At 49.7% G+C, this 26,216-nt stretch carries 29 protein-coding genes; 27 read left to right on the top strand and 2 right to left on the bottom strand.

What is annotated here, in order from left to right:
* The first annotated feature begins 17 nt into the window (after positions 1-17).
* From AC2D8L_RS07365 to AC2D8L_RS07265, 21 genes are all read left to right on the top strand, one after another.
* Positions 18-164, top strand: coding sequence for a hypothetical protein (locus AC2D8L_RS07365; protein ID WP_484684791.1), 147 nt, complete (start codon positions 18-20; stop codon positions 162-164).
* Positions 161-640 carry an HK97 family phage prohead protease gene (locus tag AC2D8L_RS07360; protein WP_484684790.1) on the top strand — a complete coding sequence of 160 codons (480 nt, stop codon included), beginning with the start codon at positions 161-163 and terminating at the stop codon, positions 638-640. The genes AC2D8L_RS07365 and AC2D8L_RS07360 overlap by 4 nt, the downstream gene beginning before the upstream one ends.
* 9 nt (positions 641-649) lie before the next feature.
* A complete protein-coding gene (locus AC2D8L_RS07355) occupies positions 650-1,888 on the top strand; it encodes a phage major capsid protein (RefSeq protein WP_484684789.1) in 1,239 nt (412 codons plus the stop codon).
* Between the two features lie 81 nt (positions 1,889-1,969).
* Positions 1,970-2,548 (top strand): head-tail connector protein, encoded by a 579-nt coding sequence (locus tag AC2D8L_RS07350; protein WP_484684788.1) that lies wholly within the window; start codon positions 1,970-1,972, stop codon positions 2,546-2,548.
* The gene (locus tag AC2D8L_RS07345) at positions 2,545-2,898 is read left to right on the top strand and encodes a phage head closure protein (RefSeq protein ID WP_484684787.1); all 354 of its coding nucleotides are present in this window, start codon (positions 2,545-2,547) and stop codon (positions 2,896-2,898) included. The genes AC2D8L_RS07350 and AC2D8L_RS07345 overlap by 4 nt, the downstream gene beginning before the upstream one ends.
* The gene (locus AC2D8L_RS07340) at positions 2,891-3,304 is read left to right on the top strand and encodes a DUF3168 domain-containing protein (protein WP_484684786.1); all 414 of its coding nucleotides are present in this window, start codon (positions 2,891-2,893) and stop codon (positions 3,302-3,304) included. Before AC2D8L_RS07345 ends, AC2D8L_RS07340 begins: the two co-directional genes overlap by 8 nt.
* A gap of 11 nt (positions 3,305-3,315) precedes the next feature.
* On the top strand, positions 3,316-3,732 hold the full coding sequence (locus AC2D8L_RS07335; protein WP_484684785.1) for a phage major tail protein, TP901-1 family: 417 nt from the start codon (positions 3,316-3,318) through the stop codon (positions 3,730-3,732).
* Positions 3,732-4,055 (top strand): gene transfer agent family protein, encoded by a 324-nt coding sequence (locus AC2D8L_RS07330; RefSeq protein WP_484684784.1) that lies wholly within the window; start codon positions 3,732-3,734, stop codon positions 4,053-4,055. Before AC2D8L_RS07335 ends, AC2D8L_RS07330 begins: the two co-directional genes overlap by 1 nt.
* Complete coding sequence (locus tag AC2D8L_RS07325) at positions 4,052-4,273, top strand: rcc01693 family protein (RefSeq protein WP_484684783.1); 222 nt, start codon at positions 4,052-4,054, stop codon at positions 4,271-4,273. Before AC2D8L_RS07330 ends, AC2D8L_RS07325 begins: the two co-directional genes overlap by 4 nt.
* A gap of 4 nt (positions 4,274-4,277) precedes the next feature.
* Positions 4,278-4,829 (top strand): phage tail tape measure protein, encoded by a 552-nt coding sequence (locus tag AC2D8L_RS07320; RefSeq protein WP_484684782.1) that lies wholly within the window; start codon positions 4,278-4,280, stop codon positions 4,827-4,829.
* The gene (locus AC2D8L_RS07315; protein WP_484684781.1) at positions 4,829-5,452 is read left to right on the top strand and encodes a phage distal tail protein, Rcc01695 family; all 624 of its coding nucleotides are present in this window, start codon (positions 4,829-4,831) and stop codon (positions 5,450-5,452) included. Before AC2D8L_RS07320 ends, AC2D8L_RS07315 begins: the two co-directional genes overlap by 1 nt.
* Complete coding sequence (locus AC2D8L_RS07310; RefSeq protein WP_484684780.1) at positions 5,449-6,339, top strand: DUF2163 domain-containing protein; 891 nt, start codon at positions 5,449-5,451, stop codon at positions 6,337-6,339. The genes AC2D8L_RS07315 and AC2D8L_RS07310 overlap by 4 nt, the downstream gene beginning before the upstream one ends.
* Before the next feature lie 23 nt (positions 6,340-6,362).
* Positions 6,363-6,770, top strand: a complete 408-nt coding sequence (locus AC2D8L_RS07305; RefSeq protein ID WP_484684779.1) for an NlpC/P60 family protein — start codon at positions 6,363-6,365, stop codon at positions 6,768-6,770.
* A gap of 3 nt (positions 6,771-6,773) precedes the next feature.
* Positions 6,774-10,622 carry a baseplate multidomain protein megatron gene (locus AC2D8L_RS07300; protein ID WP_484684778.1) on the top strand — a complete coding sequence of 1,283 codons (3,849 nt, stop codon included), beginning with the start codon at positions 6,774-6,776 and terminating at the stop codon, positions 10,620-10,622.
* On the top strand, positions 10,609-11,946 hold the full coding sequence (locus tag AC2D8L_RS07295) for a DUF2793 domain-containing protein (RefSeq protein WP_484684777.1): 1,338 nt from the start codon (positions 10,609-10,611) through the stop codon (positions 11,944-11,946). Before AC2D8L_RS07300 ends, AC2D8L_RS07295 begins: the two co-directional genes overlap by 14 nt.
* Positions 11,947-11,949: 3 nt before the next feature.
* Positions 11,950-12,717 carry a glycoside hydrolase family 108 protein gene (locus AC2D8L_RS07290; protein WP_484684776.1) on the top strand — a complete coding sequence of 256 codons (768 nt, stop codon included), beginning with the start codon at positions 11,950-11,952 and terminating at the stop codon, positions 12,715-12,717.
* Between the two features lie 80 nt (positions 12,718-12,797).
* Positions 12,798-13,091 (top strand): hypothetical protein, encoded by a 294-nt coding sequence (locus AC2D8L_RS07285; protein ID WP_484684775.1) that lies wholly within the window; start codon positions 12,798-12,800, stop codon positions 13,089-13,091.
* A gap of 23 nt (positions 13,092-13,114) precedes the next feature.
* Positions 13,115-13,774, top strand: coding sequence for a response regulator transcription factor (locus AC2D8L_RS07280; RefSeq protein ID WP_484684774.1), 660 nt, complete (start codon positions 13,115-13,117; stop codon positions 13,772-13,774).
* A complete protein-coding gene (locus AC2D8L_RS07275) occupies positions 13,771-15,120 on the top strand; it encodes a sensor histidine kinase (RefSeq protein WP_484684773.1) in 1,350 nt (449 codons plus the stop codon). Before AC2D8L_RS07280 ends, AC2D8L_RS07275 begins: the two co-directional genes overlap by 4 nt.
* Positions 15,121-15,166: 46 nt before the next feature.
* Positions 15,167-15,628 (top strand): hypothetical protein, encoded by a 462-nt coding sequence (locus tag AC2D8L_RS07270; protein ID WP_484684772.1) that lies wholly within the window; start codon positions 15,167-15,169, stop codon positions 15,626-15,628.
* A gap of 83 nt (positions 15,629-15,711) precedes the next feature.
* A complete protein-coding gene (locus AC2D8L_RS07265; protein ID WP_484684771.1) occupies positions 15,712-17,013 on the top strand; it encodes a hypothetical protein in 1,302 nt (433 codons plus the stop codon).
* Between the two features lie 9 nt (positions 17,014-17,022).
* Here AC2D8L_RS07265 and AC2D8L_RS07260 read toward each other — a convergent pair whose 3' ends face one another.
* Positions 17,023-18,891, bottom strand: a complete 1,869-nt coding sequence (locus AC2D8L_RS07260) for an FAD-dependent oxidoreductase (protein ID WP_484684770.1) — start codon at positions 18,889-18,891, stop codon at positions 17,023-17,025.
* Between the two features lie 4 nt (positions 18,892-18,895).
* Positions 18,896-19,951 (bottom strand): hypothetical protein, encoded by a 1,056-nt coding sequence (locus AC2D8L_RS07255; protein WP_484684769.1) that lies wholly within the window; start codon positions 19,949-19,951, stop codon positions 18,896-18,898.
* A gap of 167 nt (positions 19,952-20,118) precedes the next feature.
* On the opposite strand from AC2D8L_RS07255, the gene ccmI reads away from it, so the two are divergent.
* Genes ccmI through AC2D8L_RS07225 form a run of 6 tightly spaced genes read left to right on the top strand, consistent with a single transcriptional unit; the run spans position 20,119 to position 26,174 of the window.
* Positions 20,119-21,255: a c-type cytochrome biogenesis protein CcmI gene (gene ccmI / locus AC2D8L_RS07250; protein WP_484684768.1), complete on the top strand. Its 1,137-nt coding sequence runs from the start codon at positions 20,119-20,121 to the stop codon at positions 21,253-21,255.
* Positions 21,256-21,699, top strand: coding sequence for a cytochrome c maturation protein CcmE (ccmE, locus tag AC2D8L_RS07245; protein ID WP_484684767.1), 444 nt, complete (start codon positions 21,256-21,258; stop codon positions 21,697-21,699).
* A gap of 14 nt (positions 21,700-21,713) precedes the next feature.
* Entirely contained in the window at positions 21,714-23,696 is a 1,983-nt protein-coding gene (locus tag AC2D8L_RS07240; RefSeq protein ID WP_484684766.1) for a heme lyase CcmF/NrfE family subunit, read from the top strand.
* Positions 23,693-24,187: a cytochrome c-type biogenesis protein gene (locus tag AC2D8L_RS07235; protein WP_484684765.1), complete on the top strand. Its 495-nt coding sequence runs from the start codon at positions 23,693-23,695 to the stop codon at positions 24,185-24,187. Before AC2D8L_RS07240 ends, AC2D8L_RS07235 begins: the two co-directional genes overlap by 4 nt.
* Positions 24,153-25,376, top strand: coding sequence for a bifunctional alpha/beta hydrolase/OsmC family protein (locus tag AC2D8L_RS07230; RefSeq protein ID WP_484684764.1), 1,224 nt, complete (start codon positions 24,153-24,155; stop codon positions 25,374-25,376). Before AC2D8L_RS07235 ends, AC2D8L_RS07230 begins: the two co-directional genes overlap by 35 nt.
* 45 nt (positions 25,377-25,421) lie before the next feature.
* Positions 25,422-26,174 (top strand): sulfite exporter TauE/SafE family protein, encoded by a 753-nt coding sequence (locus AC2D8L_RS07225; protein ID WP_484684763.1) that lies wholly within the window; start codon positions 25,422-25,424, stop codon positions 26,172-26,174.
* Positions 26,175-26,216 lie beyond the last annotated feature (42 nt).

The raw sequence follows: 26,216 nt of genomic DNA, 5'->3' as shown, positions 1-26,216 counted from the left end.
GAGAAAGGAAGTCCAACATGTCAGAAGAAACCAAGGGTGAGTTTCAACAATTTGCTTGGAACATTGTGTCCAGCATTGCCAAATCTCCAGCGGTCAAATCCCCAAATGCGAAACCAACATCGCGTCGTCCGGTGCGAAAATCCGCTGCTGCAAAATCGAAATGAACATAAAAATCAGCCAAGACGGCGTCTTCTCTGGTTATGCGAGCATATTCGGCAAAATTGATCAGGGCGGGGATGTTGTCGTGCGCGGGGCGTTCGAAAAATCGATCAATAAGCGCGGCGTCGACAATATTCGGATGCTGTTTCAACATGACCCTAAGGAGCCGGTTGGCGTTTGGCATTCAATCCGCGAAACAGATGTGGGTCTAAAGGTCACTGGACAACTCAGCGCAAATGTTGCCCGTGGCAAGGAGCTTACGTCCCTCATCCGTGACGGGGGAATTGACGGTCTTTCCATCGGGTTTCGTACCATTCGCGCATCAGATAAATCCAGGGCTGTTTCTAGACGGCTATTCGAAATCGATCTTTGGGAAATCTCTATTGTTACTTTCCCTATGCTGGACGTGGCGCGCATCAGTGCGCCCAAATTGGCGCAAAATATCAAACAGGCGACAAAGCTACTAACCTCAACTCAATAAGGAATATCAATGACTACCACTCCGTCTCAAGACCTTGAGGTGAAGGCACACGCACGTGCTGACGCCAACGAAGACGTCACCCATTTGTTTGGTGAATTCATGCACGCGTTTGACGAGTTTAAATCAACCAACAATGCTCGTTTGACGGCAATTGAAGCCAAAAATGAGGACGTGTTGTTCGATCAAAAACTTGATCGTTTGAATGCTGCAATGGACAGTCAAAAAGCGACGATGGACAATTTGTTGGGTCAAAAAATGCGCCCAGGCTTGGCAGCAGATACTGGTCCATTGGTTGTCGATACCGAATATAAGGATGCGTTTTCAGCCTATGTACGAAAGGGCGAAGAAAAGTCTTTGTCGGTTGGCGTGAATGCTGAAGGTGGCTATTTAGTGCCAGCGGAAACGGACCAAGATATTGGCCGACGTTTAGCCTCTATTTCCCCGATCCGTTCAATTGCTAGCGTGCGCCAAGTTTCGTCTTCAGTTTACAAAAAACCTATCGCAATTGCCGGACCGTCCGTTGGCTGGGTTGGCGAAACCGACGCGCGACCAGAAACATCAGCGTCGACTTTAGCGGAAATTGAGTATCCAACAACTGAGCTTTACGCGATGCCAGCGGCCACTTCGAGCTTCCTTGATGATGCCGCCGTTGACGTAGAACAGTGGATTGCCGAAGAAGTTGAAGTCGCATTTGCCGAACAAGAAACAGCGGCCTTTATTTCTGGTGACGGTGTTAAAAAGCCAACAGGCTTTCTAAATGCGCCTCAGGTGGATGATACCAGCTGGTCGTGGGGCAATATTGGTTATGTGCCGACAGGAGAGGCTGGCGACCTGCCATCTGCCAACGCAAGCGATGTGTTGATTGACCTCGTTTACAACCTGAAGGCTGGATACAGGCAAAATGCAAGCTGGGTGATGAACCGACGAACCCAAGCCCAATTGCGCAAACTTAAAGATTCTGACGGCAATTACCTGTGGCAGCCAAGCCATCAACCGGGCATGCGCCCCAGCTTTATGGGTTTCCAACTGGTTGAGGCTGAAGACATGCCTGATGCTGGGGCCGATGCCACACCGATTGCCTTTGGTGATTTCCGCCGTGGCTACCTGATCGTTGATCGATTGGGCGTAAACGTCATTCGGGATCCATATTCTGCAAAACCTTACGTCCTTTTCTACACGACTAAACGTGTTGGCGGCGGCGTGTTGGACTTCGACGCGATCAAATTGCTCAAATACTCAGCCAGCTAGGCCTCCTGTAGCGAACTGAGTTTGCCGATCCGCCAAGTTCCCTCCCGCTTGGTGGATCGGTCCCCCTTTTATGGAGTTTCCATGACATCATTTTTGCTAACAGGGCCAGCAACTGAGCCGGTTTCGCTTGATGACGCCAAGATTTTCTTGCGCGTGTCGGACGATGTTGACGATCAATTGATCTCAACCCTGATCAGTGCCGCGCGCGTGCATGTTGAAACACTCACCCGACGTGCACTGATCTCTCAGGTTTGGCGCAAGACGTTAGACTGCTGGCCAGACGACGATCATGTTGAGCTGCCGCTTGGACCGTTTCAAAACCTTGTTGCCGTGCGCGTGTTCGACCCAAGCGGTGATCCTGTTGCGTTGCCGCTCGCGCAGTTTATCGGCGCCGAAAACTCAGCTCCAGCAAAGCTTTTACTGCCGAAAACCATTTCGGGCCAGCCCGTATTGCGGCAAGATTCAGCGATTGAAATTGACTATCAAGTCGGTTTCGGATCGACCAGCGATGATGTGCCCGCCGACCTAAAGCAGTCGCTGCTAACGCTTATCGGCCATTGGTATCAAAATCGCGAAGCGGTCCTTATGGCCGGAAGTGGCGCGATCGTGCCGCTTGGATTTGACCAGCTGATCTCAGCCTACAAGGTCATGAATATATGAGCGGTAGAATTCCAGCATTGGGATCGCTCAATCAACGGGTTGAGCTTATCTCGCGCCAAACGGAAATTGATGCAAGTGGTGGGCAAGTTACCAGTTTCACCAGCCTTGGGACTGTTTGGGCCAACATTGAAACCCAAGCGTCAGGCGTTGGTGAGCAGGGTGATGCGGCAACTTCATTTGTTAGCAAAACAGTCACCATTCGGTTTCGCTCAGACATCGGCAGTGGTGACCGCATGATGATCGGCGGTGCGCAATATGACATCAACCACGCTGTCGATATCAACGGGCGACGTGCATATTTGCGTTGTTATTGCACTCAGCCAACCAGCATAGGTTCGCGCCATGAATAAAGCGATGAAAGACCTGCAAACGGCCCTGGTTTCAGCGTTGCTTGCCGATGGAGCGCTGTCCGGATTGCTTGGCAGCAATAGGATCTTCGATGCGCCGGGCAAACAGATAAACCCGCCCTATGTCACGATTGCACGGCACAATGCGCGGTGGCGTCCAGCGCAGGACACATCGCTTTCAACCCACGTGATTGATTGGCATATCTGGCTTGCAGAACCTCATCGCGCGCGCGGACTGGAAATTGCGGACCGCCTATGTGACGTGCTGCTTTCAGCGGACAAAGACGGCAGCAGCTATACACTTGTTCAAGCGAGCCATATCGCCACGCAAACGACAATTGAAAAACGCAATGGCTGGACCAAGATCGTGGTGCAAACACAGTTTAATTTAGATATTTCAAACATATAGGGACACCAATTATGAGCGCACAGAGCGGACGCGATATGCTGCTAAAGCTTGATGAGAGCGGTGCAGGAGGCTTTGCCACAGTTGCAGGCATCCGAACCCGTCAAATGTCATTTAACGCCCAATCAATCGACACCACAGATTCATATTCAGCCGGCCAATGGCGTGAGCTGTTGACTGGCGGCGGTATTCGAACTGCCTCAATATCGGGTGGCGGTGTCTTTAAAGACGCAACGTCGGATGCGCGTATTCGAGAACTGTTTTTCTCCGGTGAACTGCGAAATTGGCAGCTGATATTGCCTGACTTCGGCACGATTGAAGGGCTATTTCAAATCACGTCATTAGAGTTTTCAGCTGACCATACGAGCGAAATGTCGTTCGAAATCGCATTGGAAAGCGCCGGGCAAATTAGCTTTACGGCGGCGGCATAATGGCCAATCAAATGCGCGGCGAAGTTGATGCTGTAATTGACGGCAAAACCTACACATTATGTCTAACGCTTGGAGCGTTGGCGGAGCTTGAAGCCGCGCTGCAATCCAGTGATTTAAACGGGCTCGCTGAACGGTTTGAAGGCGGTCGCGTTTCCGCCAGAGACCTGATCGCCATAGTCGGTGCGGGACTGCGTGGTGGAGGCAACGCCGTTACAGATATTGAACTTGCCAATATGAATTTTGAGGGCGGCGCGCGGGGCGCTGCCTTAATTGCGGTGAAACTACTTGCGGCTGCATTTGGCGAGCAAAACTCGACAAAATGACGGGGTTTCCCTGGGGCGACGCAGCCCGAATTGGTTTTGGGTATTTACATTTATCGCCAACTGAATTTTGGAAACTGACGCCCCGTGAGTTGCTGATGATTGCAAAGGCGAGCGGCAATGCCATTCCGCCAAACCTAGATCGAAATGCCTTTGAAGAGCTTGCGCGCAAGTGTCCCGACATCAAAGGCCCTGACAACAAGTGTCCGGATGAGGAGTGAATTGATGGATGAAGAAGAAGCTGATGAACATTTGAGCGCCGAGTTTAAAGAAACAAAGGCCGAACTTAAGCGCTTAAAAGAACTTGCCGATGGTGTCGGCGTGGCAATGGCGAACGGGCTTGGCAATGCCATTAAAGAGGGGAATTCACTGAGATCAATTCTTAGCGGCATCGCCAAAAGCTTTGCAGACATCGCGCTGAAAGCTGCATTGAAACCGGTCGGTGGCATGTTCTCTGATCTCGTTCAGGGAATTCTGACCAGCTCAAACCCAACCTTGCCAAAAGTTCAAGCGTTCGCCAAAGGCGGGGTAATTAACAGCCCGACATTTTTCCCTAATTCGGGCGGCATTGGACTTGCCGGTGAAGCAGGTGCAGAGGCAATTTTACCCCTAAGCCGAAACAGTTCAGGTCAACTTGGTGTCGCCGCTAACTCCGCAGCGCCGGTCCACATCTCGATGACTGTAAATGCAACAGATGCACAGAGTTTTCATCACGCTGAAGCCGAGATCGGCGCATCGTTGCTTGGTGCGGTGCGTAGAGGGCAGAGGGCAAGCTAATGGGCTTCCACCATATTCGATTTCCGGTTGATATTTCGCTGAGTGCACGTGGTGGCCCACAATGGGCAACCGATATTGTCGAACTTTCGTCTGGGGCCGAACATCGCAACACACGCTGGGCACATTCGCGCCGGCATTATGATGCTGGTTTTGGGGTGAAATCAAAAGCGGACTTGCGCAAAATATTGACATTCTTCGAAGAGAGGCGTGGCAGTTTCCATGGGTTTTTGTTTAAAGATCCAATTGATCACAGCTCTTCTGAAGACGGTCCGACGGTGACAGACCAAGAGATTGGTATTGGAGACGGGATCAAGACCCAATTTCAACTGAAAAAGAAATACGGCGCGGCATTTGATCCGTATTTTCGCACCATCAACAAGCCGGTTGCCGCTACGGTTGTGATTGGCGTTGATGGCGTAGAACTGACGGGTGGACAGTTTAGCGTGGATGAAACAACTGGTGTTGTGACCCTAAATACTGCACCTTCGAACGATGCAATTGTTTCCGCTGGATTTGAATTTGATGTGCCAGTTCGCTTCGCGTCTGATCGATTGGACGTGGAAATCACAAGTTTCAATGCAGCAATTGCGCCGACGATCAAACTGATCGAGGTGCGGGCATGAGGACATTTGATCCCGCATTTGAGGCACATATCAGTTCCGGGCAAGCGAGCATCTGCAATTGCTGGATTATTGCAAAGACCAACGACCAAAAACTTGGTTTTACCGATCATGACCAAACGTTGGAGTTTGACGGTATTGCGTTTCATCCAACAGCTGGATTTTCGCCCACTGCAACGGTGCAAAAAAGCGAAAGTTCGATTGATACATCAGATGTGATGGGCTGGTTGGACGACAATAGAATTATCGCCTCGCACATCCGCGATGGCCAATTTGCCGGGGCGGTTGTTGATACGTGGAAAGTGAACTGGCGAGAACCCTCAGTCAGACATCATTTTCGGCGGGACGTGATTGGTGAAATCACGGAAAAAGATGGCGTTTTCAAAGCAGAGTTAAGATCACAGCACATTGCGTTCAATCAGGTGCGCGGCAGATTATATCAACGTGAATGCAACGCAGATTTCGGCGACCGTGCATGTGGTATTGATGTGGATGGGGCGAGTTATTCGGCCCAATGCGTAATCTCAGCAGTGGCGGTCAACAATACGCTAACTGTTACCGGACTTGAAGCACGTGACGCTGGTTGGGCCGACGGTGGTACGCTGACGTGGACCAGTGGAGAGCGCAAGAACCGATCATTTCGGATCATAAAACACACAAATACATTGGGCGAAGTGAAATTGCATATTGAGCATTTTGACAATGAGCTGGTTGCCATAGGTGATCAGGTTAAAGTGATAATTGGATGCGACAAATCATTTAGCACCTGCAAGGCAAAGTTCTCCAACCAGTTAAACTTTCAAGGGTTTCCGCATATCCCAGGGGAGGCCTTTGTTTTGAAATATCCAACGCGTGAAAATCCGCTTGATGGGAAAGTGTTGGTGCGTTGAAGGCGCTGCAAAAACAGATCGTCTTGAGCGCGCGAAGTTGGATCGGCACTCCCTATCGACATCAAGCCGCAACCAAACATGCGGGATGTGATTGCCTTGGTTTGATCTTGGGTGTCTGGCGTGATCTTTTCGGTGAAATTCAAATTGAATTGCCGCCATATTCTTCAAATTGGCGAGATCAAAGCCACGCCAATGAGTTGGCCGACATGGCGACAAGATACTTAATCGCTAGAAGCGGTTCTCTATTGGTTCCCGGCAATGTTGTTTTGTTCAATGTGCGAGCAGATGCAGCCGCAAAGCATTGCGGGATAATCGTCGATGAAAATCACTTTATCCACGCGCAAGAGCGTGTTGGCGTCGTTGAAGTGCCGCTAAGCAGTTGGTGGCGTCGGCGCATTGCAGCCCAATTTAGTTTTCCAGAAAGAGCCTAATTTATGGCAACATTACTACTTGCAGCGGGCGGCCAGTTTATTGGCGGCGCGCTGGGTGGCCCATTGGGCGCAACTATTGGCCGAGCGGTCGGCGCGCTCGCGGGCAATGTGGTCGACAACCAATTATTTGGCCAGCATTCTCAACCGGTTTCAAGCGACATCCGTCTTCTCAATTCGCGCGAAGGCTATCCGATTTCTCGGCTTTACGGTTGGTCTCGCGTCTCCGGCAATATCATTTGGGCGACGGAACTTGAACGGATGACCAAGTCTGGCGGTGGGATTAAGTCTGTTGGCGGTTCAGATGATGAAGTCATCGCCGCGAATTTCGCTATTGGCCTGTGCGAAGGGGTTGTTCCCCATATCGGACGGATTTGGGCCGACGGCGAATTGATGGATCTCCGGCAAGTGAACCATCGATTTTATACCGGCGCGAATGATCAGCTGCCAGACAGCCTGATCGAGGGGAAACAAGGGGCGGGAAATGCACCGGCTTATCGAAATCTTGCCTATTTGGTTTTTGAACAACTTGATCTCACGCCCTACGGTAACCGTATTCCGCAAATCTCGGTTGAACTTTGCAGACCTGTTGGTGATTTGGAGGAGCGTACGAAAGCCATTTGTGTGATCCCCGGGGCAACAGAATTTGGCTACGATCCGGTACCTCGCGTTCGCCTGTTGGGCAACGGCGAAGTTTTGTCTGAAAATAGTCACCAGACATTGGGTAAGTCTGACTGGGAAATATCAATCAATGAACTGACTTCCCTTTGCCCCAATCTAAAACATGTTGCGCTGGTGTTGAGTTGGTTTGGTGATGATTTGCGATGTGGCGAATGCACGGTGACGCCGCGCGTTATGGGGCATGATCGGAATATCAAAGATGTTGAATGGGGTGTCGCGGGATTAAGCAGGCAACAAGCTGAAATCTGCAGTCAGGTCGATGGCGGGCCTGCTTATGGCGGCACCCCGAGCGATCTAAGCGTTATCGCGGCGATCAATGACCTCAAGGCACGCGGTGTAAAGGTGACGATTTATCCGCTCATGATGATGGATATCGAGGCCGGAAATCAACTTGAAGACCCCTATGGCGGCAATCTTGGCCAGGCAAATTATCCTTGGCGTGGACGCATTACGTGCAACCCGGCCATTGGCCAGAGTGAAAGCGTTGACCGGTCATCTATTGCGGGAGCACAAGTGGCGAGTTTCGTTGGCACGGCGGCTGCGAGTGATTTCTCCGTTAGCGGGAATATGCCTGCCTATTCTGGGCCTGTCGAATGGACATATCGGCGGTTTATTCTTCATTGCGCAAATGTTGCACGGGCAGCAGGCGGCGTGGATGCATTCATCGTTGGGTCCGAGATGGCTGCCCTTTCCATTGTTCGTGAAAGTGCGACGAGTTTTCCTTTTGTATCTGCACTTAAAGGTATAGCCCATGATGCACGGGCGATTTTGGGTGCACAGACGAAAATAACATATGCAGCAGATTGGTCAGAATATCACGGCTATCAACCCACAGACGCGCCCGGCGATAAATTGTTTCATTTGGACGAGTTGTGGGCTGACAGCAACATCGATGCCGTTGGTATCGACAATTATATGCCGCTTTCCGACTGGCGCGATATTGGTAAAAATATCGACTTCGCTCAGCAGAATATTGTGCATGATCTTGATTATCTAAAGTCAAACATCGCCGGTGGTGAGGGTTTTGATTGGTATTATGCAAGCGAGGCCGACAGGAATGCCCAGGTGCGTTCGCCAATATTTGACGGCGAACACAATGAAGATTGGGTCTGGAAATATAAAGATTTAGAAGGCTGGTGGTCTAACCCTCATCATCACCGAATAAGTGGTGTTCGACAGGGCACGGCCACAGATTGGGTGCCATTTTCAAAACCAATTTGGTTCACAGAATTGGGGTGCGGCGCGGTCAATAATGGTGCGAACCAGCCCAACGCGTTTACAGACCCAAAAAGTGCCGAAGACAAATCCCCATATCATTCGATCGGGCATACTGAACCGACGATGCAGCGCCAGTTTTTGCGGGCGCACTATGATTATTGGCAGTCAGATCAGCAAAAATTCTTACCTGTCAATAATCCAAGTTCGCCGCTATATGGCGGCAAAATGTTGGACGCGGAACGGACTTATTTATGGGCTTGGGACGCGCGTCCATTTCCAGCATTTCCGCTGCGTGAAGATGTTTGGTCTGACGGCCCGTCATTTTATACTGGGCATTGGACGACCGGTAGGTTTGGCTGCGCAACAGCGAGCGAACTGGCCGCATCAATTGCGCAGGATATTGGCGTTGATCTCACAGTCGAAGATAGCGCACCGAGTTTTGTTGAAGGATGTTTGGTTAGTTCGCCATCCGCGGCCCGGCAGGATGTCGAGCTTCTAATAAAGTCCGATCGGCTTTTGTTGCGCGATCGACCCGAGGGTCTTTCACTCACGCGGCAGCGTGACAATGTGGTTCATCAACTTAGCGACGATGATTATGTGCTTGAGCGGGATGGCAGATTAGAAAGATCACACTTAGACCGTGCCGAACGCATCCGCCGCGTAAATGTTAGCTATGCTGACCGGCTGGCTGACTACAACTCGACATCGACCTTTCGAAATAGTCCAGAACAGGATGGTACGGTTGCAAACGTCAATTTACCATTCACGCTTGACCAAGGCGCAGCTGGGCGCATCGCGGACTACCAGTTGGAAACCGCAGGCGAAGACATGAAAACCATAAATCTCTCGGTATCCATGTCTCGGCTGTCATTGGAAGTCGGCGATGTCATTTCAATTCCCAATGACCCAGCGAAATATGTAATTGAGAAGATTGTTGATGGCACTGCCCGTCAGGTGACCGCACGCTCAATCGGCCAGCAAATGCGGTCCGGCACCACGAGTTCACCAGGTCGACCAGCGCCAGCTATTGTTGACGCTGTCGCGTTGGTACCCATTACATATGTGGCACAGATTCCTAATTCTACTTCTTCCAATGAGTTCAAGTCTCGCTTGTTGATTGGCTCATATTCAAAGCCGTGGCCGGGCAGCATAAGTCTGGTCGATGGGCTCCAGCAAGAAGTCGCACGGCTCAATAAGCCCGCCACCCTAGGTATATTGAAATCTGAGTTGCCGGTCGCTCAGAAATTGCCGGTTTGGGATACGCAAACGGTGTTGGAGATTGAGCTATTTGGAGGCCATGTTTCATCCCTTGATCGCAACCAAGTACTCGCAGGTCAAAACCGCATTCTGGTCCGAAATGGATTGGATGAATGGGAGGTGGTTGGCTTTGCCAAAGCATCCCTGATTGCGCCAAATCGATTTAGAATTTCTGATTTATTGCGTGGGTTGGGAAACACGGAAATTGTATCCCAAACAGCGGCGCCGACTGGTTCGCAAGTCATGCTGATGGATGGCGCGTTTGAGATGTCCACCCAGTTCGAAACGACGGATTTGGTCGCAATTGCGGGCCCGGCGGACGCCGGTACGGCGATCAGCTATATCCCTTCTGTTCGTCCCAATCTTCCATTGGCACCTGTTCAGCTGAAGGCAGGCCGAAATGAAGATGACAGTGTTTCGATTTTATGGAAACGACGCGGCCGGACGAATGGGAATAGTTGGGTGGGGAGCGACATTCCAATTGATCCACAAACATCCGGTTTTCAAGTCGAAATAATCGGCGAGGCGGGGGTGCTGTGCACAGTCGAAACCGCCACGCCCGCGTTTTTGTATGCCGCTGTTGACCAAACCGCTGACTTTGGCAGCCTGCCTTCAACATTCCAGTTCAGAATAAGCGAAATCAGCCTCGCCCTTGGGCCAGGCCACAGCACGTTAGGTGTCTTCAATGACAAATACTGATCGTCATAAATTACCACTGATTGAAACCAATCAGGCGCAAAAACACATCACCCATAATGAAGCAATTCGCGCGCTTGATGCGCTCATGCATCTATGTTTTGAGGATATTCAAGTCAATGACCCGCCCGCCACGCCAACGCCCGGTCAGTCCTGGGTGATTGGTCCAGTGCCAACTGGGATCTGGTCAGGCAAAGAAGGAAAAATTGCCACCTACGATGTAAATGGCTGGCAATATCTTGATGCCGTGGAAGGTTCATTGGCTTGGGTTAAGTCAAGTGGCGAAATTTTTCTTAACTCAGCCGGCAATTGGCAGCGTCTCGACCAGCAGCCAACGCAATTGCAAAATGTGCAATTTGTTGGGGTCGGGACTTCCGCCGACGCGAGCAACAGATTTGCTGTCAAATCCAACAACATCTTACTGTCGCACGATGAAGCGGGGTCCGGTGACGTCCGTGTAAACATAAATAAGGCAGGGGCTTCCAACACCTCCAGCATGACATTTCAAAACAATTGGTCTGGCCGGGCGGAAATGGGCATTGCTGGCGACGATGATTTCGCGATCAAGGTCAGTGCTGACGGTTCGTTTTGGACTAAGCCGCTGCGAATTTCATCGCAAACCAGCGAGGTTGAATTTTTACATGGGCTGACGCCGCTGAGCAAAGGAACGACACATAAAATCAATGCGCTGGGTGACAGCGGACGTTTTGCGTCAGAGAAAACAAAAACGATATCAACGTTCAATACCCCAACATATTTGCAGATGGAAAATGGGGCAGCGATTTCAAGCCATGCAAAGTTCCATTTTGACAGCGTTGATTATGGCGGTGCAGGAACAACGAATGACGCGGTGGCCAAGCAATTGGTGGACCAAATCCGGGAAGCGTCTGCGGCACGTTACTTTGCGGAATTCTGGATCGCGAAAATCGCAGCGGGAGCGGGTACGCAATATGAGAATACCCAAGGCGCTGCTTCGAAATATCAACTTTGTTCATATAATCTCATCGGCGGCTCGCGACAGACATTAAGCGTTTATGTGTATGCACTTACCGGCACTATTCGATTGTCGGCTTCAAACCATCAATTGTGGGTAGATGGTGTTCGGATCTCCGAATTTGTTGAAATAACAACCGCAGATGGTTGGCAACATGTTTGTGCGTGTTCGGACGTCTCGGTGCGTTATGCATCACATCAAATTTTTGAACTTCTCCCCGCATATGGCTCAAATGGCGATGAACTGCTTATTGGCCTGCCAGCAATCATTCCTGACGTTGTGCGGGTGGGGGTCGATGAAGGACTGATCCCTGCCATGATGTTGGTGGACTAGGCGATGTCCGATCAATTCAACAATGAGCATTTTCAATCCGCTCTTACCCATATTTTGCGCTTTGAGGGTGGTTATGTGGATCACCCAAAAGACCCAGGCGGCGCGACCAAGTTTGGGATTACGCGCAAAACACTTGCCCGATTTCGAGATATTTCGCCATGGTGGAAACTCCCCAAGTCGGCGGTTAAGCAAATGGGTCGGGTTGAGGCGGCGCGAATTTACCACCGACACTATTGGCAACGAATACAAGCGGACGCATTGCCCGAAGCACTAGCTTTTACCATGTTCGACTATGCCGTGAATAGTGGGCCACATAGGGCCGTTACAGAGTTGCAAAAACTCCTGAACGTAACGGCTGACGGCATCGTTGGCCCAAAGACAAAACAAGCGGTTGCGCAATATTGCGAACGTTTAGGCCAAAAAACCTTGCTCGCCAAATACATTGAAAACAGACACAGCTTTTTGAGAAAGCTCGGAACCTATTCTGTTTTTGGAGCGGGTTGGCGTAATCGGATCAATCAAGTCAAACAACAATCTTCAAAACTTCTGAAAAACTCGTTCTCCAAACCAAAAGGATCACCTAAATTGAACATTTTGACAGGCTACAAAACATATTTGGTTGCCATTTTCATGCTGATTTCAGGTGTGCTGGAATTGTTGGGCATCAATGTGCCAGCAATTGAAGCACAAAATGCGTTGCAGTTGGTAATGGAAGCATTGGCGGTGTTATTTCTGCGCAAAGGAATGAAGTCTGAAATTGCAAATGCGTAGACCATTCATCTATCATTCAGGAAGAGTTTGGTAATTCTTCTGGCATGATGATTAAAACTAGACGCAAATGGTTAGTCGCAATGGCCTTCGTGATTGGCGCAGTATTTTCTGTGCCAAGCGCGGCATTCGCTCAGCAGAGAAACTGCTTACCTCACGGCGAGATCAATAAATTGGTTAAGTCCAAACAAATCTTGTCGTTCAACAAAATTACGCGGATAATGGGATTGAAAAAGGGTGCCAAGACATTTGGGCAGCGCCTTTGTGAGGTAAACGGCCAGTTCGTATATTTCTTTAAGGTTGTAGATGCGAAGGGCAATGCCTTGGGCGTCGCCGTGAGCGCTAATGATGGCCAGCAATTGGGTGGAAACACTTAACCACAATCCTTGCAGGAGGGGCTATGCGGATTTTAGTCGTTGAAGATGACGTGGATCTAAACCGTCAAATTTCATCAGCACTGGTGGACTCTGGTTATGTAGTCGACCACGCATTTGATGGAGAAGAGGGCCATTTTTTGGGTGACACTGAGCCATATGATGCTGTGATTTTGGACATTGGATTGCCAGTGAAAGATGGCATATCTGTCGTGGAAGAGTGGCGACGGAATGGGAAAACCATGCCGGTGTTGATGCTTACGGCGCGGGACCGTTGGTCAGATAAAGTGCAAGGAATTGACGCCGGCGCCGACGACTATGTTGCCAAACCTTTCCATATGGAAGAAGTTTTGGCCCGCATCCGTGCTCTCGTGCGACGATCAGCTGGCATTGCATCAAACGAAATTGAAATTGGCGCAGTGCGGCTAGACACGGCTGGCAGCAAAGTGACCGTAGATGGTATGGCTCTAAAGCTAACATCACACGAGCTTCGGCTATTGTCCTATTTGATGCACCACAAGGAAAAGGTAATTTCCCGCACAGAATTGACGGAACATCTTTACGATCAGGACTTTGACCGCGACTCCAACACAATTGAAGTGTTTGTGGGGCGTCTGAGAAAGAAACTACCACAGGACTTCATCCAGACAGTCCGTGGTCTGGGCTATAAAGTGGCAGGTTCTTGATTTTCAGCAAACTTTCAATTGTTTGGCGCGTATTTCTGTTGACGGCTTTGGGGCTCTCTGTCGGCCTCGTCGTTACAGGTCTGCTGCTCTCTCAGCTTTATTCGCAATCCCTTACGCGAAATATCGACGCCATAACTGATCGACAGGCCGACGCACTGATCGCGCGCCTGCTGGCTGAAAATGAAGCCAGCCTGCAAACACTGCCGTCAATTGATTCTCGATATACCCAGGCCAATTCTGGTTGGTATTGGCAAATACTTGATGGGCAGGGCCAAGTCGTGAACGTCTCAACGTCCGCGTTTGGCGTTCTAATTCCGGCCCTTAGCCTTCCATTTGATGACAACAATATGCGACGCGCTAATGCATTTGACGACGATGGCAATTGGTTGAGGATTTTCGAGCGGCAGATTTCAATTTCAGAAGATGTAAGTTTCATAGTTTCCGTCACCGCAGATTGGGACGAGATCGCCGCAGAAGTCAGTGCTTTTCAGCAACAAGCTCTTCTTGTTTTAGTGGCCGTGGGGCTTTTATTGGCAACAATGTGCGCCGTTGTTGCCCGATTGAGCCTAGGGCCATTATTTAAATTGAGCTCAGCGGTTGAGGACATCAGAAACGGGCGCAGTGATCGACTTCTAGAAGCGTTTCCAAAAGAAGTTGAACCAGTCAAAACCGAGATCAACGCATTGCTGGACGTGAACGACAAAATTCTGGAGCGGGCGAAAAACCAAGTTGGCGACTTGGCCCATGGTCTAAAGACCCCGATCGCTGTCATGCGCAATGAACTAGGCAAGTCTGGCTCGGAGTTCGTTCAACAACAGTTGGACAAAATGCAAGATACTGTGAGCCGATATTTAGATAGAGCGCAACTGGCTGCGCGCACGGCGGTTCGTGGCCAAAATACGGATGTTGTCGCCGCATCAGAAAAAATAATTTCGGTCATGAAAAAACTCAAACCGGCAAACCAAATTGAGTTGGTCTTGGACGAGAAGGACATTGATCATTTTCGTGGTGATCCAGACGATTTTGATGAATTGCTGGGCAATCTGGTGGATAACGCCACCAAATGGGCGCATTCGAACGTGCGCGTTGGGTTAAAAAACCCGTCCTCAGGCTGGGTCGAGGTCTGTGTGGAAGACGACGGAAATGGACTTCCGGACGACAAGTTAGACACGATTTTAGAGCGTGGAAAACGGCTTGATCAACAAGTTCCTGGGACTGGATTAGGACTAGGAATTGTAAGTGAGCTCGTTTCAGTCTATGGAGGCGATATTGCGCTTTGTCGATCGCCAATGGGTGGGCTTCAAGTCACATTGAAATTGCCAGCGGTTGAGAAGAAAAAATCATAATTTTGCCGTAATAGCGGTGATTGTTGCGTTCGGGAGAACAGTAAATATGTCTAGTATCTTTAAAGCAGTTTCGTTGATGGCCTTGATTGCCCTTGTTTCTGCGTGTGCTAGATTGGAGCAGTCTTCTATCCGCACGACCTCGCAGGATTTCTCGACAGCGGCCAATGCGCAGCAACAAATAGTAACCCAACCAACACAAGACTTTGCACAGAATGAAATTCTTTCATTTTTGCCCAAAGCTGCAGTCAGTAAATTGACAGCAAAAGAGAAAAACGAGGCGGCAAGCGCACAGTTTTTCGCTCTGCAGTATGGTCGTGTCGGCGCATTCCGAGAATGGTCGGCAGATAGTTCTGCCCGGGGCGAAGTAAGTGTAGGGCCCTATGTAAAAGTTAACTCGCGCGATTGTCGCGAGTTTACACACACGGTTATTCTAGGTGGGGAACGCTTATCCAACACGGGAACTTCATGTCGGGAAGCCGATGGTCAATGGAGTGTTGTTACTGGATAAGTATGCTGAATTTTAAAAATCGTTTGTTTACTTATACTTGATAGTCTTGCCGGGTTAAGAAATTGAATGAGCCGAACAACGATATGCATCGCTCTCCTATTGAACAATTGGCAGAACTAAGCAGCAACCGCAAAGCGGCGGCTAGGCAGTCTGCAGGTGAGGTCGAACCAGAGATCGATAATGAAGAGATTGCTGTGGTCCAAAAAGACCAGGCGATTGAGCGCATTCTGGGTGCATTGGATGTAGTTGTAACGACTCAGGCGCCCATAATTCACGGCGGCGCGCTCGGCAAAATCGCGCTTGAAAAGATTTGGGATTGGGCACAGCGAGACCTAGACCCAACATCAATGGAAAACTTGAATGAAGCGCTGGGCAGCGGCGCAAGTCCTTCAGATCAAGTGATTGAAGAGCATCTGAGCAAGTTTATTTCGCTTGTAGAACCGCTCTATGCCAAAAGCTCTCAAGATGAAGAACAAAAAAGGCGGCTGACCATTCAAATGGGTGGCGTCGAGTTCTACGATTCATTGCCGACAATATTGTTGGCGTTCAATTATGTCGGTTACATAAAGAGTGGTGCATCGTTCGGCCAAGAGCTAAGTTCAATCGATGAACCTGACGCTCTAAAATACGCGCTTGAGCAAATTGACTTTCCGTCGGCCGATATTAAAAAACTGTGGTGCTTGTCGTTTGTTGCCGGTGTTGCACGGCCAGACACATTGGCAGCAACAATTGCCAAACTGTGTTTTTCGAACACTGAAGAAGCTTTCAAAAAAACGGGCTACGGCGAGTTCCTAGATGCTTTGGTCCTTGAGGCGCAAAAGCAAATCGAGATTATTGAACAGCAAGCAGGGTTGTTTAAAGATGTCGACCTGATGTGCAAGGCAATTGACCGCTTCCATCACATATCTCGCGGGCTGCATTTCCATCTTGATCTGCCAAAATCGGCAAAGTGGAACGTTATGCTTGAAGGGTTCATTAAACGCGGGGCTGTTGCACTGAATGGTCGGTTCAGCGATGTTGTCGTGGATATCAGCAATGTTCTTCGACCAATAAAAGGCGAAACTTCCGCTGCAATGAACCCGGCTGATGTTTTGCAGGCATACAATGGATTATATATTCTGTCCGCGACACGTTCCGCGCGTGAATCTTTGGCCGTAAATGCGATGGTTGATAAGAATTGGAAAGAAGTTGGCCATACGTTGGAAAACTTGGCTGACCGGGTGTTTGAGCACTATAAGCGGGTCGCTGCAAACGACCGGATAACCAGCGCGCGGCTTGACGTTCTGATAAAGTTTTGCGCAATCCGGTTCGGCAGTGAATATGCATTGACCTTGGCCAAAAACAAATCAAACATCGAAAAACGTGCCGAAGTTAAAAGTCACTAGACAAGAACTTTAGAATTCACCCAGACTCGCACTGTGAAGTCCGCTCCTGGTCTGCACGAATACATTTTGCCCAACATCAACTGCTGAGCCTTCCAGCACCGCACAAAGCTTCCCAGATTGGCGGGCTACAATGCCGATGAGCGCTGGCCTTTTGTCCACGCCGTCGCCATCATAGATCATCTGTCCAACCTGTAGCACAATGTTGTCTCTGGCAACTATCATTGCACGGTTAGGAGACGCAAAACGTGCGCCCAACCTTGCCGCAAGGTCGTCAGTGTTGCCAGTGCCACCCGTTTTCTTTTGCTTGTCTGCCTCGTTTTGTTCTTCCTCGATATTCATCGTCTGGCGAATGGATCTGTTCGGCGAGATGTTTTGAAACTGAAACTCGCTCAATGAGTCAGTATTTACGTTTTCAACGAATTCGGGAACATTAGCTTCCGTTCTAATTGTATCTAATGGATTGCGTCGTAGATCGCCGGCAAAAGTCTCGGGTAGCGACTCATATTGATTGGTTCCAGAATACTGCTCTGAGGCAAGTTGACCCAAACCGAGTTGGCGAGCGACGGCGTTTTGCGCTTCAGCAAGGCATTCATGTTGAGTTATGTTGCCTTTAGCTGATCCTACGATTTCCACATCCTGCACCTGGCCGCATGGTTGAATTTGCTTCCGCTTATGGTCATAGGTCGACATGCCGCCAGCACGGACCCACAAAAAATAGTTAGGGCGCGGCGCATCTGACAGGATTAGTGAAGTAAATCTTCTGGTTTTTTGTTTCCCGTTTGCAACTTCCTGCACGTCGACTTCCAACCCTTGTCGGTTGCTCGAAATAGACTTCGGAACTTGCCCATGCTGCATAAGAACGCCGACCGCTTTGGCAAAATCAATGTGGCGCGAAGAGGGGTTTATTCGTTTGTCCAACAATTGATCAATTTCAACGCCATTCTCTTTCAGTAACATCGCGAGGCGGTATGCAGAATTCCCGCCAGTGATGAGCGCAACGCCATTGGTGGGCTTAATTGCAAAGTCCGCGGCCAAACGGAAAGTTTCGGCGGCACTGGATATGCCAATTAAATCGTTTGTGGCGTTGTCGTCATCTCCATAGTTAGCACCTACTGCTATGATCAGTTTTTCGAAGTTGAACTTGACGTATTCCCGACGATTTATGCCGGATGAGTCTTTCTCACTACTCGAAACCAGAATTGTGTTGCGACGAACGTCGATAACTTCCGCACTTACTTCTATCCTGACATTATCCAATTCAGATATTGCAACGCGGAACCGTGCGATAAGGTCCTTCGGCGCTTCTTCATCCTCAGCTCGACCGTAATAGTCGCACATGCCGCCAAGGCGATTGGATTTCTCCAAGAGCAGCACGTTGCGGCCTGTTTTTCCCGCGATGGCAGCTGCTTGAAGGCCTGAGATGCCGCCACCTATGATGACGATATCTTGATCCTGACCCCAAACGATCGAATATGCGTGATTTTCGATATCTGATTGTGGCGGTATGGCATATTGGAACGTATTCTTTGCGCGAGTTCCCCTGAAAATTCTATTGAAAACTCCGGAGGAGCTGTCGGATGGAGTTTGAAGCTCTAATCCGTCAGTGATTTGAAGTTCGTCAGCTCGTTGACTGAATTCTTCTCCAGACTTTGAGAATAGTCGAATTCGTGATGCCGTTCGCTGATTGAGTGCAGTCCTATTTCCGTCGCGCCCATCTAAAACGCTTACCCCATTGGCGAGCAATGCGCTGAAAACTGTATCACCGGCAAAACCGTGAAAAAGCCGCTTGTTCAGACGAAATTGAAGAATTTGGTTGCGGTCGATCATCTCGCCTTTGAACGGGCTTCGGTCGTCATCAGGAAATCGAAATTCTTGCATCTTCTTAATTCCCACCCAATTCAGCCACTTGCAAAATATCCGCACATTGTCGGTTTTTGCTGGAGCGCGTGCCCCAATAGGGGTTCGCTGCGATGTCCCGGTCGTTTGTCAAAAGCGCTGCGATACTGGGCATCAAAAAAGCACCTGGATTCTTGCCCCCCACAAAAACCGACTGATGTACGTTCAAGTTTGCGAATAAGGGGCCGCCATCGATGGTCGCGAGATCTGCATAAGTCCCTTGTGACAACAACGGACAAGCCTGGAAACCGTCGACAATCCCAATAGCACGGCCTGCCAAATTGGTGAATGTCCCGCTGCTTTTAACCAATACCTTGCCTATACCATGTGGCCTAGCCTCAAATTCTCCATCGACATTTATCCAGTGAGCCGCGCGCGCGCTGGTTGATCCAACAACAATTTTTGTGCCCAAATATGGCTGCAGTGCGTTGTTGTTTTTGGAGTTGGTTTGTGACTGGACCAAGTCAGCATCTAAAAATACAGCATGTTGAACATTGTATCGCACCTTGGCCGACCGGAGCGCGAGAGGCCCCCCGCGCTGTCTTTTTGCTTCTTCGAAGTGAGTTCGATCAAAAACACTGAGGCCACTACCAACATATTTGCCATGGACAAACTCGAGCGTTTTTTTCCGGTTCGGTGAAATCACGTCACGAAAATGCAAATATTCGTGGTTGTTTGGGTCGACCCTGCGTTCGCATTGTCTATCGATCGCGATCATTGCTCCTTCTACGTAGTGCAATAGATCTTGTTTGCCTTGGTCTCCGACATTGAGCGACAGGTCAACACGCTCGAAACAATCACGTCCAATTCTACCCGAAAATTGGCTGTGCCAGCATTCTGCGCCTTCCTCAATCATGTTCAGCGTTTCGGGTTCACAAAATGCACCCACGGAATATGTTTGAAGATGATGCAACGAATAGTCGTTGACTTGATCGCGTATCAAAAGCACCTTGGCGTCGTGTTTTCGGACGAGTTCAGCTGCCAAGAATGCGGCGTCTACATCGCTCCCATAGATGGCGAAGTCGATTTCTTCAACAATCATAGTAATTCACGCAATTCCCACCCATTTTCGCAATTTAGTTGCACCATTTCTGAACCCATGCGTCAATCAGTCCTGATAGATTTGTCGAAGATTTTCATTATCTGCTGCAAAATTGCGAACAACTCAATATAAGTATCTAAACGTTCAGATAGGGAACTGTTGGAAATATGTTGTTTTGGATCGGTATTGGTGCGGTTCTCGCCGTTACTATTTTGCTGCTGGCAAGCGCTTTGCGTAAGCGTGATCAGGGAAAAGCGGATGATGAGCAATCGACCATTCGCTCATTTTATGCGCAGCAATTGGCCGAGCTGGAACATGATCTGGCATCATCAAAAATTGAACAGCGAGAATTCGAGGCTGCAAAGCTTGAACTTGACCGCGAGTTTTTGCGCCAAACTGAAGCAAGTAAGTCAGTGGCCAGCCAATTTGGTCCAACGAACATACTTGTCGGGGTGGCCATAGCAGCGATTCTAGCAATCTCCGTCGGCACTTACACCAGTATTGGAAATCCGGGATTCTCAAATGCGCCGCTTGGACCTCGAATTGCCGAAGGGGCAGACATAGATCTAAGAGACGCTATCCAGAAAATCGAACAACGGCTTTTCGAAGTTCCGGATGACTTGCAGGGCTGGAAGGTCATCGCGCCCATTTACATGCGCCAGCAAGCATATGACAATGCCGCTTTAGCATTTCGAAATATCGCGCGTCTTGAAGGGGAAAGCGCCGATAACCTTACTGATTTGGCTGAGGCGGTTATGCTTTCTCAGCAAGGCGATGCCGCCGGCGAGCCAATCGAATTGTTGCAAAAAGCAATGTCTCTTGACCCCGATCATCTGCGTTCACAATTCTATTTGGCAGGAGAGGCGACCAGAGCTGGCGACAATGAAATCGCAATAGAACTATGGGAAAAGATCTTAAGTGGAGCTGCTGGTAATGAACCTTGGTTGCCAACAGCACGTGCTGGCCTTCAAGTTGCGCAGGAAGGACTAGGTATTTCACCCGAAACTCAACCTGGCCCGTCTGACGAAGATGTGAAAGCCGCCGCTGAAATGTCAGATGCAGACCGCGCCGAAATGATCAACAATATGGTGTCCGGTTTGGAAGAGCGACTGTTTGAACAAGGCGGATCTGCAGAAGAGTGGCAGCGATTGTTGCGCGCCAGAATTGTGCAGGGCGATTTAGCGGCAGCGAAAACCGCCCTTGAGACTGCGCGGAGCAGTTTGGCTGCGGATACAACAATGCTAAATCAGTTCGAAAGCCTCGCTGAAGCCGAGATATCACAAATTGAAGATGTGGATGGATAAATGACACGCAAACAAAAACGACTAGCAATAATTGCAGGGCTTGGATCCGTTGTGCTGGCGGCCGTTGTTTTCATTGCCATCGCAATGTCCAGTACGGCCGCATTTTTTGTTGTGCCGAGCGAGGTTGAAGAGCGTCAAATTGCAATGGGGCAGGCGTTTCGCCTCGGTGGTATTGTGAAATCGGACACCTGGAAGCAAACCGACACGATACATGATTTTGAAGTAACCGACTGTAAAGCGGATGTTTCAGCTCATTTTGAAGGGATTATGCCGGATTTGTTCCGAGAGGGTCAGGAAGTTATCCTAGAAGGCGCGTTGGATGCTGACGGCAAGTTTGTTGCTACTAACGTATTGGCAAAACATGATGAAAACTATGTGCCAAAGGACATGGCGGATAAGTTTGAAGAAAAGGGTCTGTGTTCAGGCCACACAGACGAAGCCTAGAATAGGACAGATGGATGTACACAATTGAGCTTGGGCATTTTGCGCTTATTTTGGCATTTGCAATTGCAATCGGCCAAGTTGGTGTCGGAGCGTTCATCTGGAAGAACAGCACCGCCAACGGCTCTGCGTTCATCCGCAACGCGTCGATTGTTCAATTTGTGTTAGTCGCAGCTTCATTTGCAGCGCTAATGGCGGCATTTGCATCTTCGGATTTTTCATTAAAACTCGCCTACGAACATTCTCATTCAGAGCAGCCAATGCTCTATAAACTCACGAGCACTTGGGGCAATCATGAGGGCTCCATGCTTCTTTGGATCCTCATTCTGACGCTATTTGGAGCAGCGGTTGCGGCTTTTGGCACTGGTCTGCCGCGAAAGCTTTATGTTTTGGTGCTCGCCAACCAAGGGTTGCTGAGTGCGGCTTTTGTAGGGTTCACAATCTTCACATCCAATCCCTTTGCCCGTTTGGCCGAGGCGCCAATTGAGGGAAGGGACCTTAACCCCATCTTGCAAGATATCGGGTTGGCCATCCATCCACCTCTTCTTTACATCGGCTATGTCGGCTTTTCAGTTTGCTTTTCATTTGCCATGGCCGCGCTTATCTCCGGCAAAATTGATTCTGCGTGGGCGCGTTGGGTTCGACCATGGACAATGGCAAGTTGGATATTCTTAACACTGGGAATCGCGATGGGGTCATACTGGGCTTACTACGAACTTGGCTGGGGCGGCTGGTGGTTCTGGGATCCAGTTGAAAACGCATCCTTCATGCCATGGCTCGCTGGCACAGCTCTTTTGCACTCTGCCCTCGTGATGGAGAAGCGCAACGCATTGAAAATTTGGACCGTCCTGCTGGCCATATTAACGTTCTCACTTTCTCTTCTGGGCACATTTATGGTCCGTTCCGGCATTTTGACTTCGGTGCATTCGTTTGCTTCTGACCCATCACGTGGTCTTGTCATTTTGGGCATACTTGCTTTCTTCATTTGCGGCGCGTTTATCCTATTTGCTATTCGAGGCCCGAGCCTTAGGTCCGGTGGCCTTTTTGCCCCAGTCAGCCGCGAGGCAGCATTGGTGGTCAATAACCTTTTCTTGGCAACGGCAACTGCCGCGGTGCTTGTTGGTACGCTGTACCCGCTCGTCCTTGACGCATTCACCGGGATTAAAATCTCAGTGGGCGCGCCATTCTTTAATCTGACATTTGGGGCGTTGATGGTTCCTTTGCTGGTGGTAATGCCCTTTGGTCCATTCCTATCGTGGAAACGCGCCGATTTGTTCACCATCACCAAACGTCTATTCGGGGCCGTTATTGTGGCATTGATCGCGACAGTCATTTTTTCAGCCTATGTTTGGCAAGGCGCAAACCTGTTGCCGCTCGGATTCCTGTTGGCATTTTGGGTGATGGTTGGCGCTTTGGCCGATTTGGCGGAGCGCTCAAAATTGTTCAGGACCACGTTTTCAACAAGCCTGAAGCGACTTGCGGGCCTGCCGAAATCTGTTTGGTCAACAGCTGGAGCCCATTTCGGCCTTGGCGTAAGTGTTTTGGGTGTCGTTATGGTCAGCGGTTTTGAAACCGAACTGATAACAACAATGCGTGCAGGGGACCAAACCCAACTTTCTGGTTATGTCATTCAATTTGACGGAGAGCAGCGCCTGAAGGGACCAAACTTTAGTTCAGAGCGGGCTTCGTTCAGTGTATCCAAACCAGGCAGTACCGCGCGAACCGTTTCATCGGAAAAACGATATTACACCGCCCGCAGAATGCCGACTACAGAAGCGGGTATTGAAACATTCGGTTTCTCGCAAGTTTACATTTCTCTGGGCGATAAAACTGAAGATGGACAAAGGGTAGTGCGCGTCTGGTACAAGCCGATGATCACGCTTATTTGGATTGGCGCTCTTATTATGGCTCTTGCCGGTGCATATTCATTGTCTGATAGACGTATGCGCGTCGCTGCGCCAAAAGGCGCTAAAAATCAAATGGTTGGTGAAGCTTCATGAATCGACTTCTGATCATCTTCACCTTGTTTCTAGGCCTGTTAACGCCAGCATTTGCCGTTGACCCTAGCGAAATCTTGTCCGACCCTGTTCTTGAACAACGGGCGCGTTCAATTTCTGCAGGGTTGCGATGTTTGGTCTGCCAAAATCAATCAATTGATGACAGCGATGCGGAACTAGCCAAGGATTTGCGCATTGTAGTGCGCGAACGTTTGGTTGCTGGCGACAGCGACACTCAGGTGGTCGAATTCGTTGTCTCTCGGTATGGCGAGTTCGTCTTGCTTAAGCCCACATTCGCTGGTCATAACCTCGTCCTCTGGCTCACGGCTCCTATCCTATTTGTGATTGGCGCGTTAGCGTCTTTATCTGTTCTAAGAAAAAGGAAAGCTAAGCCCGCGCCCTTGTCTCCTCAAGAGGAGAAGAAGTTGGCGCGGTTGTTGGACGATGGAGACAGTGAAAATGAAGAAGAGCAGGGAACCAAAGGCAAAATTTAGCGGCTCGTTAGGTGAACAGCTAGCCGCTTCGATTGATTGGCCAACTGGTGAAACGCGTGGATTTGCCATTTTCGCGCACTGCTTCTCATGTTCAAAAGACTTTGTCGCCAGCCGACGTGTAGCAAATGCCCTTACAGAACACGGTTTCGCCGTTCTTCGATTTGACTTTACAGGATTGGGTCGCTCGGGCGGCGACTTCTCCGACACCAACTTTTCAACCAACGCGCAAGACCTCATCGCCGCAGCCAAATGGCTTGATGAGCATTATGATGCACCAACGCTGCTTGTTGGACATTCGCTTGGTGGCGCCGCAGTTCTCGCAGCCGCCGCACAAATTCCTTCCGCAAAAGCTGTCGCGACCATCGGCGCACCGGCCGATGTCGAACACATCCTTGAGATGTTCCAGTGCTCGGTCGAGGATATTGAAAAAAATGGCGAGGGCGAAGTCGATCTCGGCGGCAGACCCTTCACGATCAAAAAGCAATTTGTTGATGATGTGCGCAATCAATCCCTTGGCGCTCAAATTGCCAAATTTAAGGGCGCAAAACTGATTTTGCACAGCCCGGTCGATCAAACCGTGGGCATCGAAAACGCCGAAGGTATCTTCAAGGCGGCGAAACATCCCAAAAGTTTTGTTTCGCTGGACAATGCAGATCATTTGCTCACAAAAATTGAGGATGCATCCTACGCTGCCGAAGTAATTGGTGCATGGGCAGAGCGGTTTATCCCGTCGAAAACACCTACGCTTGATGATGAGGGTCATACAATCGCAGCGGAAAGCGGTGAGGGTAAGTACCATCTGAATATCAACGCATCGGGTCATCACATTAGTGTTGATGAACCACTATCTGTTGGTGGTACAGACCGGGGTGCGACGCCGTATGACTTGCTTTGTGCTGCACTTGGCAGTTGCACAACCATCACCCTGCGCATGTACGCGGACAGGAAAAAATGGCCCGTTGACCATATTGAGACGTGGGTCGACCACGCAAAGAAACATGCTAAAGACTGCGAAGAATGTGGCGAGGGACGCGAAGGGCGTGTCGATATATTCCATCGTCGTATTTTGATTGAGGGTGATCTCGATGATGAACAAAGAGCACGCTTGCTTGAAATCGCAGACAAATGCCCCGTTCACAAGACATTGGAAAAAAGCTCAGTAGTTACTACAAAAGCTGTCGAGCAATAAGCCTCGAGATTTGCGCGAATCTGGGCGGCCATGTAGAAGGCGCCCATGTCAGAGTTCTTCAATTATCTCATACCATCCGGCCTTGATGGTTGGGTCGCTCTCATTTTGGTTATATCAAGCTTTTTTACCTCCGCAGTAACGGCGGCGCTTAGTTTGGGCGGCGGAACGATTCTAATCGCCATTCTGACCTTCTTTTTACCTGCTGCCATCGCTGTCCCCGTTCACGGGGTCGCACAGTTGGGCTCTAATGCTGGCCGTGCAATTTTGCGGCGCAAAGACATTCAATGGCAATATGCCGTTTGGTTTGCCCTTGGTGGTATCCCCGGAGCAATTCTGGGTGGCCAAGTAGCCGTTTGGATGCCAGACCGACTTTTCACCCTCCTCATTGCTGGTTTCTTGCTCTATTCAGTTTGGGGTCCAAAACCTGCCTCCAAAAACCGGCAACCTTGGGCGCTGTTTGGTTTTGGCGGGTTTGCTGCGTTCATCTCCATGATAATTGGTGTTAGTGGCCCTATCGTTTCTGGGCTCTTAAAGTTCATCGATGAACGCAAGCCACTTGTCGCCACACACGCACTTTTGATGACCTTCCAAAACATCGCGAAAATCCTTGTGTTCATTTTCCTCGGATTTGCATTTTACGACTATGCATTTTTGCTGATTGCCATGGTCGCATTTGGATTTGCAGGCACTGCAGTCGGCGGTCTTTTGTTGGACCGATTGCCGGAAAAACTGTTCAGGCAGGCGTTCAAATTTGCAATGACTGCAATTGCTCTCATCCTGATTTATCGATCCATCTAAATTCTCGTTGTGACAATTTAAGGCGATCGCACCGCTGAAAAT

This window comes from Maritalea sp. YIW29, from assembly GCF_057219265.1.
This window is presented reverse-complemented; position numbering and strand designations above follow the sequence as displayed.

What these genes read in the sequence shown, in the direction of transcription:
- AC2D8L_RS07365 (WP_484684791.1), top strand. Translation starts at nt 18, where the DNA reads ATGTCAGAAGAAACCAAGGGTGAGTTTCAACAATTTGCTTGGAACATT.
- AC2D8L_RS07225 (WP_484684763.1), top strand. Translation starts at nt 25,422, where the DNA reads ATGTCAGAGTTCTTCAATTATCTCATACCATCCGGCCTTGATGGTTGG.
- AC2D8L_RS07330 (WP_484684784.1), top strand. Translation starts at nt 3,732, where the DNA reads ATGGCCAATCAAATGCGCGGCGAAGTTGATGCTGTAATTGACGGCAAA.
- AC2D8L_RS07230 (WP_484684764.1), top strand. Translation starts at nt 24,153, where the DNA reads ATGAAGAAGAGCAGGGAACCAAAGGCAAAATTTAGCGGCTCGTTAGGT.
- AC2D8L_RS07310 (WP_484684780.1), top strand. Translation starts at nt 5,449, where the DNA reads ATGAGGACATTTGATCCCGCATTTGAGGCACATATCAGTTCCGGGCAA.
- AC2D8L_RS07265 (WP_484684771.1), top strand. Translation starts at nt 15,712, where the DNA reads ATGCATCGCTCTCCTATTGAACAATTGGCAGAACTAAGCAGCAACCGC.
- AC2D8L_RS07300 (WP_484684778.1), top strand. Translation starts at nt 6,774, where the DNA reads ATGGCAACATTACTACTTGCAGCGGGCGGCCAGTTTATTGGCGGCGCG.
- AC2D8L_RS07285 (WP_484684775.1), top strand. Translation starts at nt 12,798, where the DNA reads ATGGCCTTCGTGATTGGCGCAGTATTTTCTGTGCCAAGCGCGGCATTC.
- AC2D8L_RS07350 (WP_484684788.1), top strand. Translation starts at nt 1,970, where the DNA reads ATGACATCATTTTTGCTAACAGGGCCAGCAACTGAGCCGGTTTCGCTT.
- AC2D8L_RS07235 (WP_484684765.1), top strand. Translation starts at nt 23,693, where the DNA reads ATGAATCGACTTCTGATCATCTTCACCTTGTTTCTAGGCCTGTTAACG.
- AC2D8L_RS07360 (WP_484684790.1), top strand. Translation starts at nt 161, where the DNA reads ATGAACATAAAAATCAGCCAAGACGGCGTCTTCTCTGGTTATGCGAGC.
- AC2D8L_RS07335 (WP_484684785.1), top strand. Translation starts at nt 3,316, where the DNA reads ATGAGCGCACAGAGCGGACGCGATATGCTGCTAAAGCTTGATGAGAGC.
- AC2D8L_RS07280 (WP_484684774.1), top strand. Translation starts at nt 13,115, where the DNA reads ATGCGGATTTTAGTCGTTGAAGATGACGTGGATCTAAACCGTCAAATT.
- AC2D8L_RS07320 (WP_484684782.1), top strand. Translation starts at nt 4,278, where the DNA reads ATGGATGAAGAAGAAGCTGATGAACATTTGAGCGCCGAGTTTAAAGAA.
- AC2D8L_RS07290 (WP_484684776.1), top strand. Translation starts at nt 11,950, where the DNA reads ATGTCCGATCAATTCAACAATGAGCATTTTCAATCCGCTCTTACCCAT.
- AC2D8L_RS07325 (WP_484684783.1), top strand. Translation starts at nt 4,052, where the DNA reads ATGACGGGGTTTCCCTGGGGCGACGCAGCCCGAATTGGTTTTGGGTAT.
- AC2D8L_RS07260 (WP_484684770.1), bottom strand. Translation starts at nt 18,891, where the DNA reads ATGCAAGAATTTCGATTTCCTGATGACGACCGAAGCCCGTTCAAAGGC.
- AC2D8L_RS07345 (WP_484684787.1), top strand. Translation starts at nt 2,545, where the DNA reads ATGAGCGGTAGAATTCCAGCATTGGGATCGCTCAATCAACGGGTTGAG.
- ccmI (WP_484684768.1), top strand. Translation starts at nt 20,119, where the DNA reads ATGTTGTTTTGGATCGGTATTGGTGCGGTTCTCGCCGTTACTATTTTG.
- AC2D8L_RS07315 (WP_484684781.1), top strand. Translation starts at nt 4,829, where the DNA reads ATGGGCTTCCACCATATTCGATTTCCGGTTGATATTTCGCTGAGTGCA.
- AC2D8L_RS07240 (WP_484684766.1), top strand. Translation starts at nt 21,714, where the DNA reads ATGTACACAATTGAGCTTGGGCATTTTGCGCTTATTTTGGCATTTGCA.
- AC2D8L_RS07355 (WP_484684789.1), top strand. Translation starts at nt 650, where the DNA reads ATGACTACCACTCCGTCTCAAGACCTTGAGGTGAAGGCACACGCACGT.
- AC2D8L_RS07270 (WP_484684772.1), top strand. Translation starts at nt 15,167, where the DNA reads ATGTCTAGTATCTTTAAAGCAGTTTCGTTGATGGCCTTGATTGCCCTT.
- AC2D8L_RS07340 (WP_484684786.1), top strand. Translation starts at nt 2,891, where the DNA reads ATGAATAAAGCGATGAAAGACCTGCAAACGGCCCTGGTTTCAGCGTTG.
- AC2D8L_RS07255 (WP_484684769.1), bottom strand. Translation starts at nt 19,951, where the DNA reads ATGATTGTTGAAGAAATCGACTTCGCCATCTATGGGAGCGATGTAGAC.
- AC2D8L_RS07295 (WP_484684777.1), top strand. Translation starts at nt 10,609, where the DNA reads ATGACAAATACTGATCGTCATAAATTACCACTGATTGAAACCAATCAG.
- ccmE (WP_484684767.1), top strand. Translation starts at nt 21,256, where the DNA reads ATGACACGCAAACAAAAACGACTAGCAATAATTGCAGGGCTTGGATCC.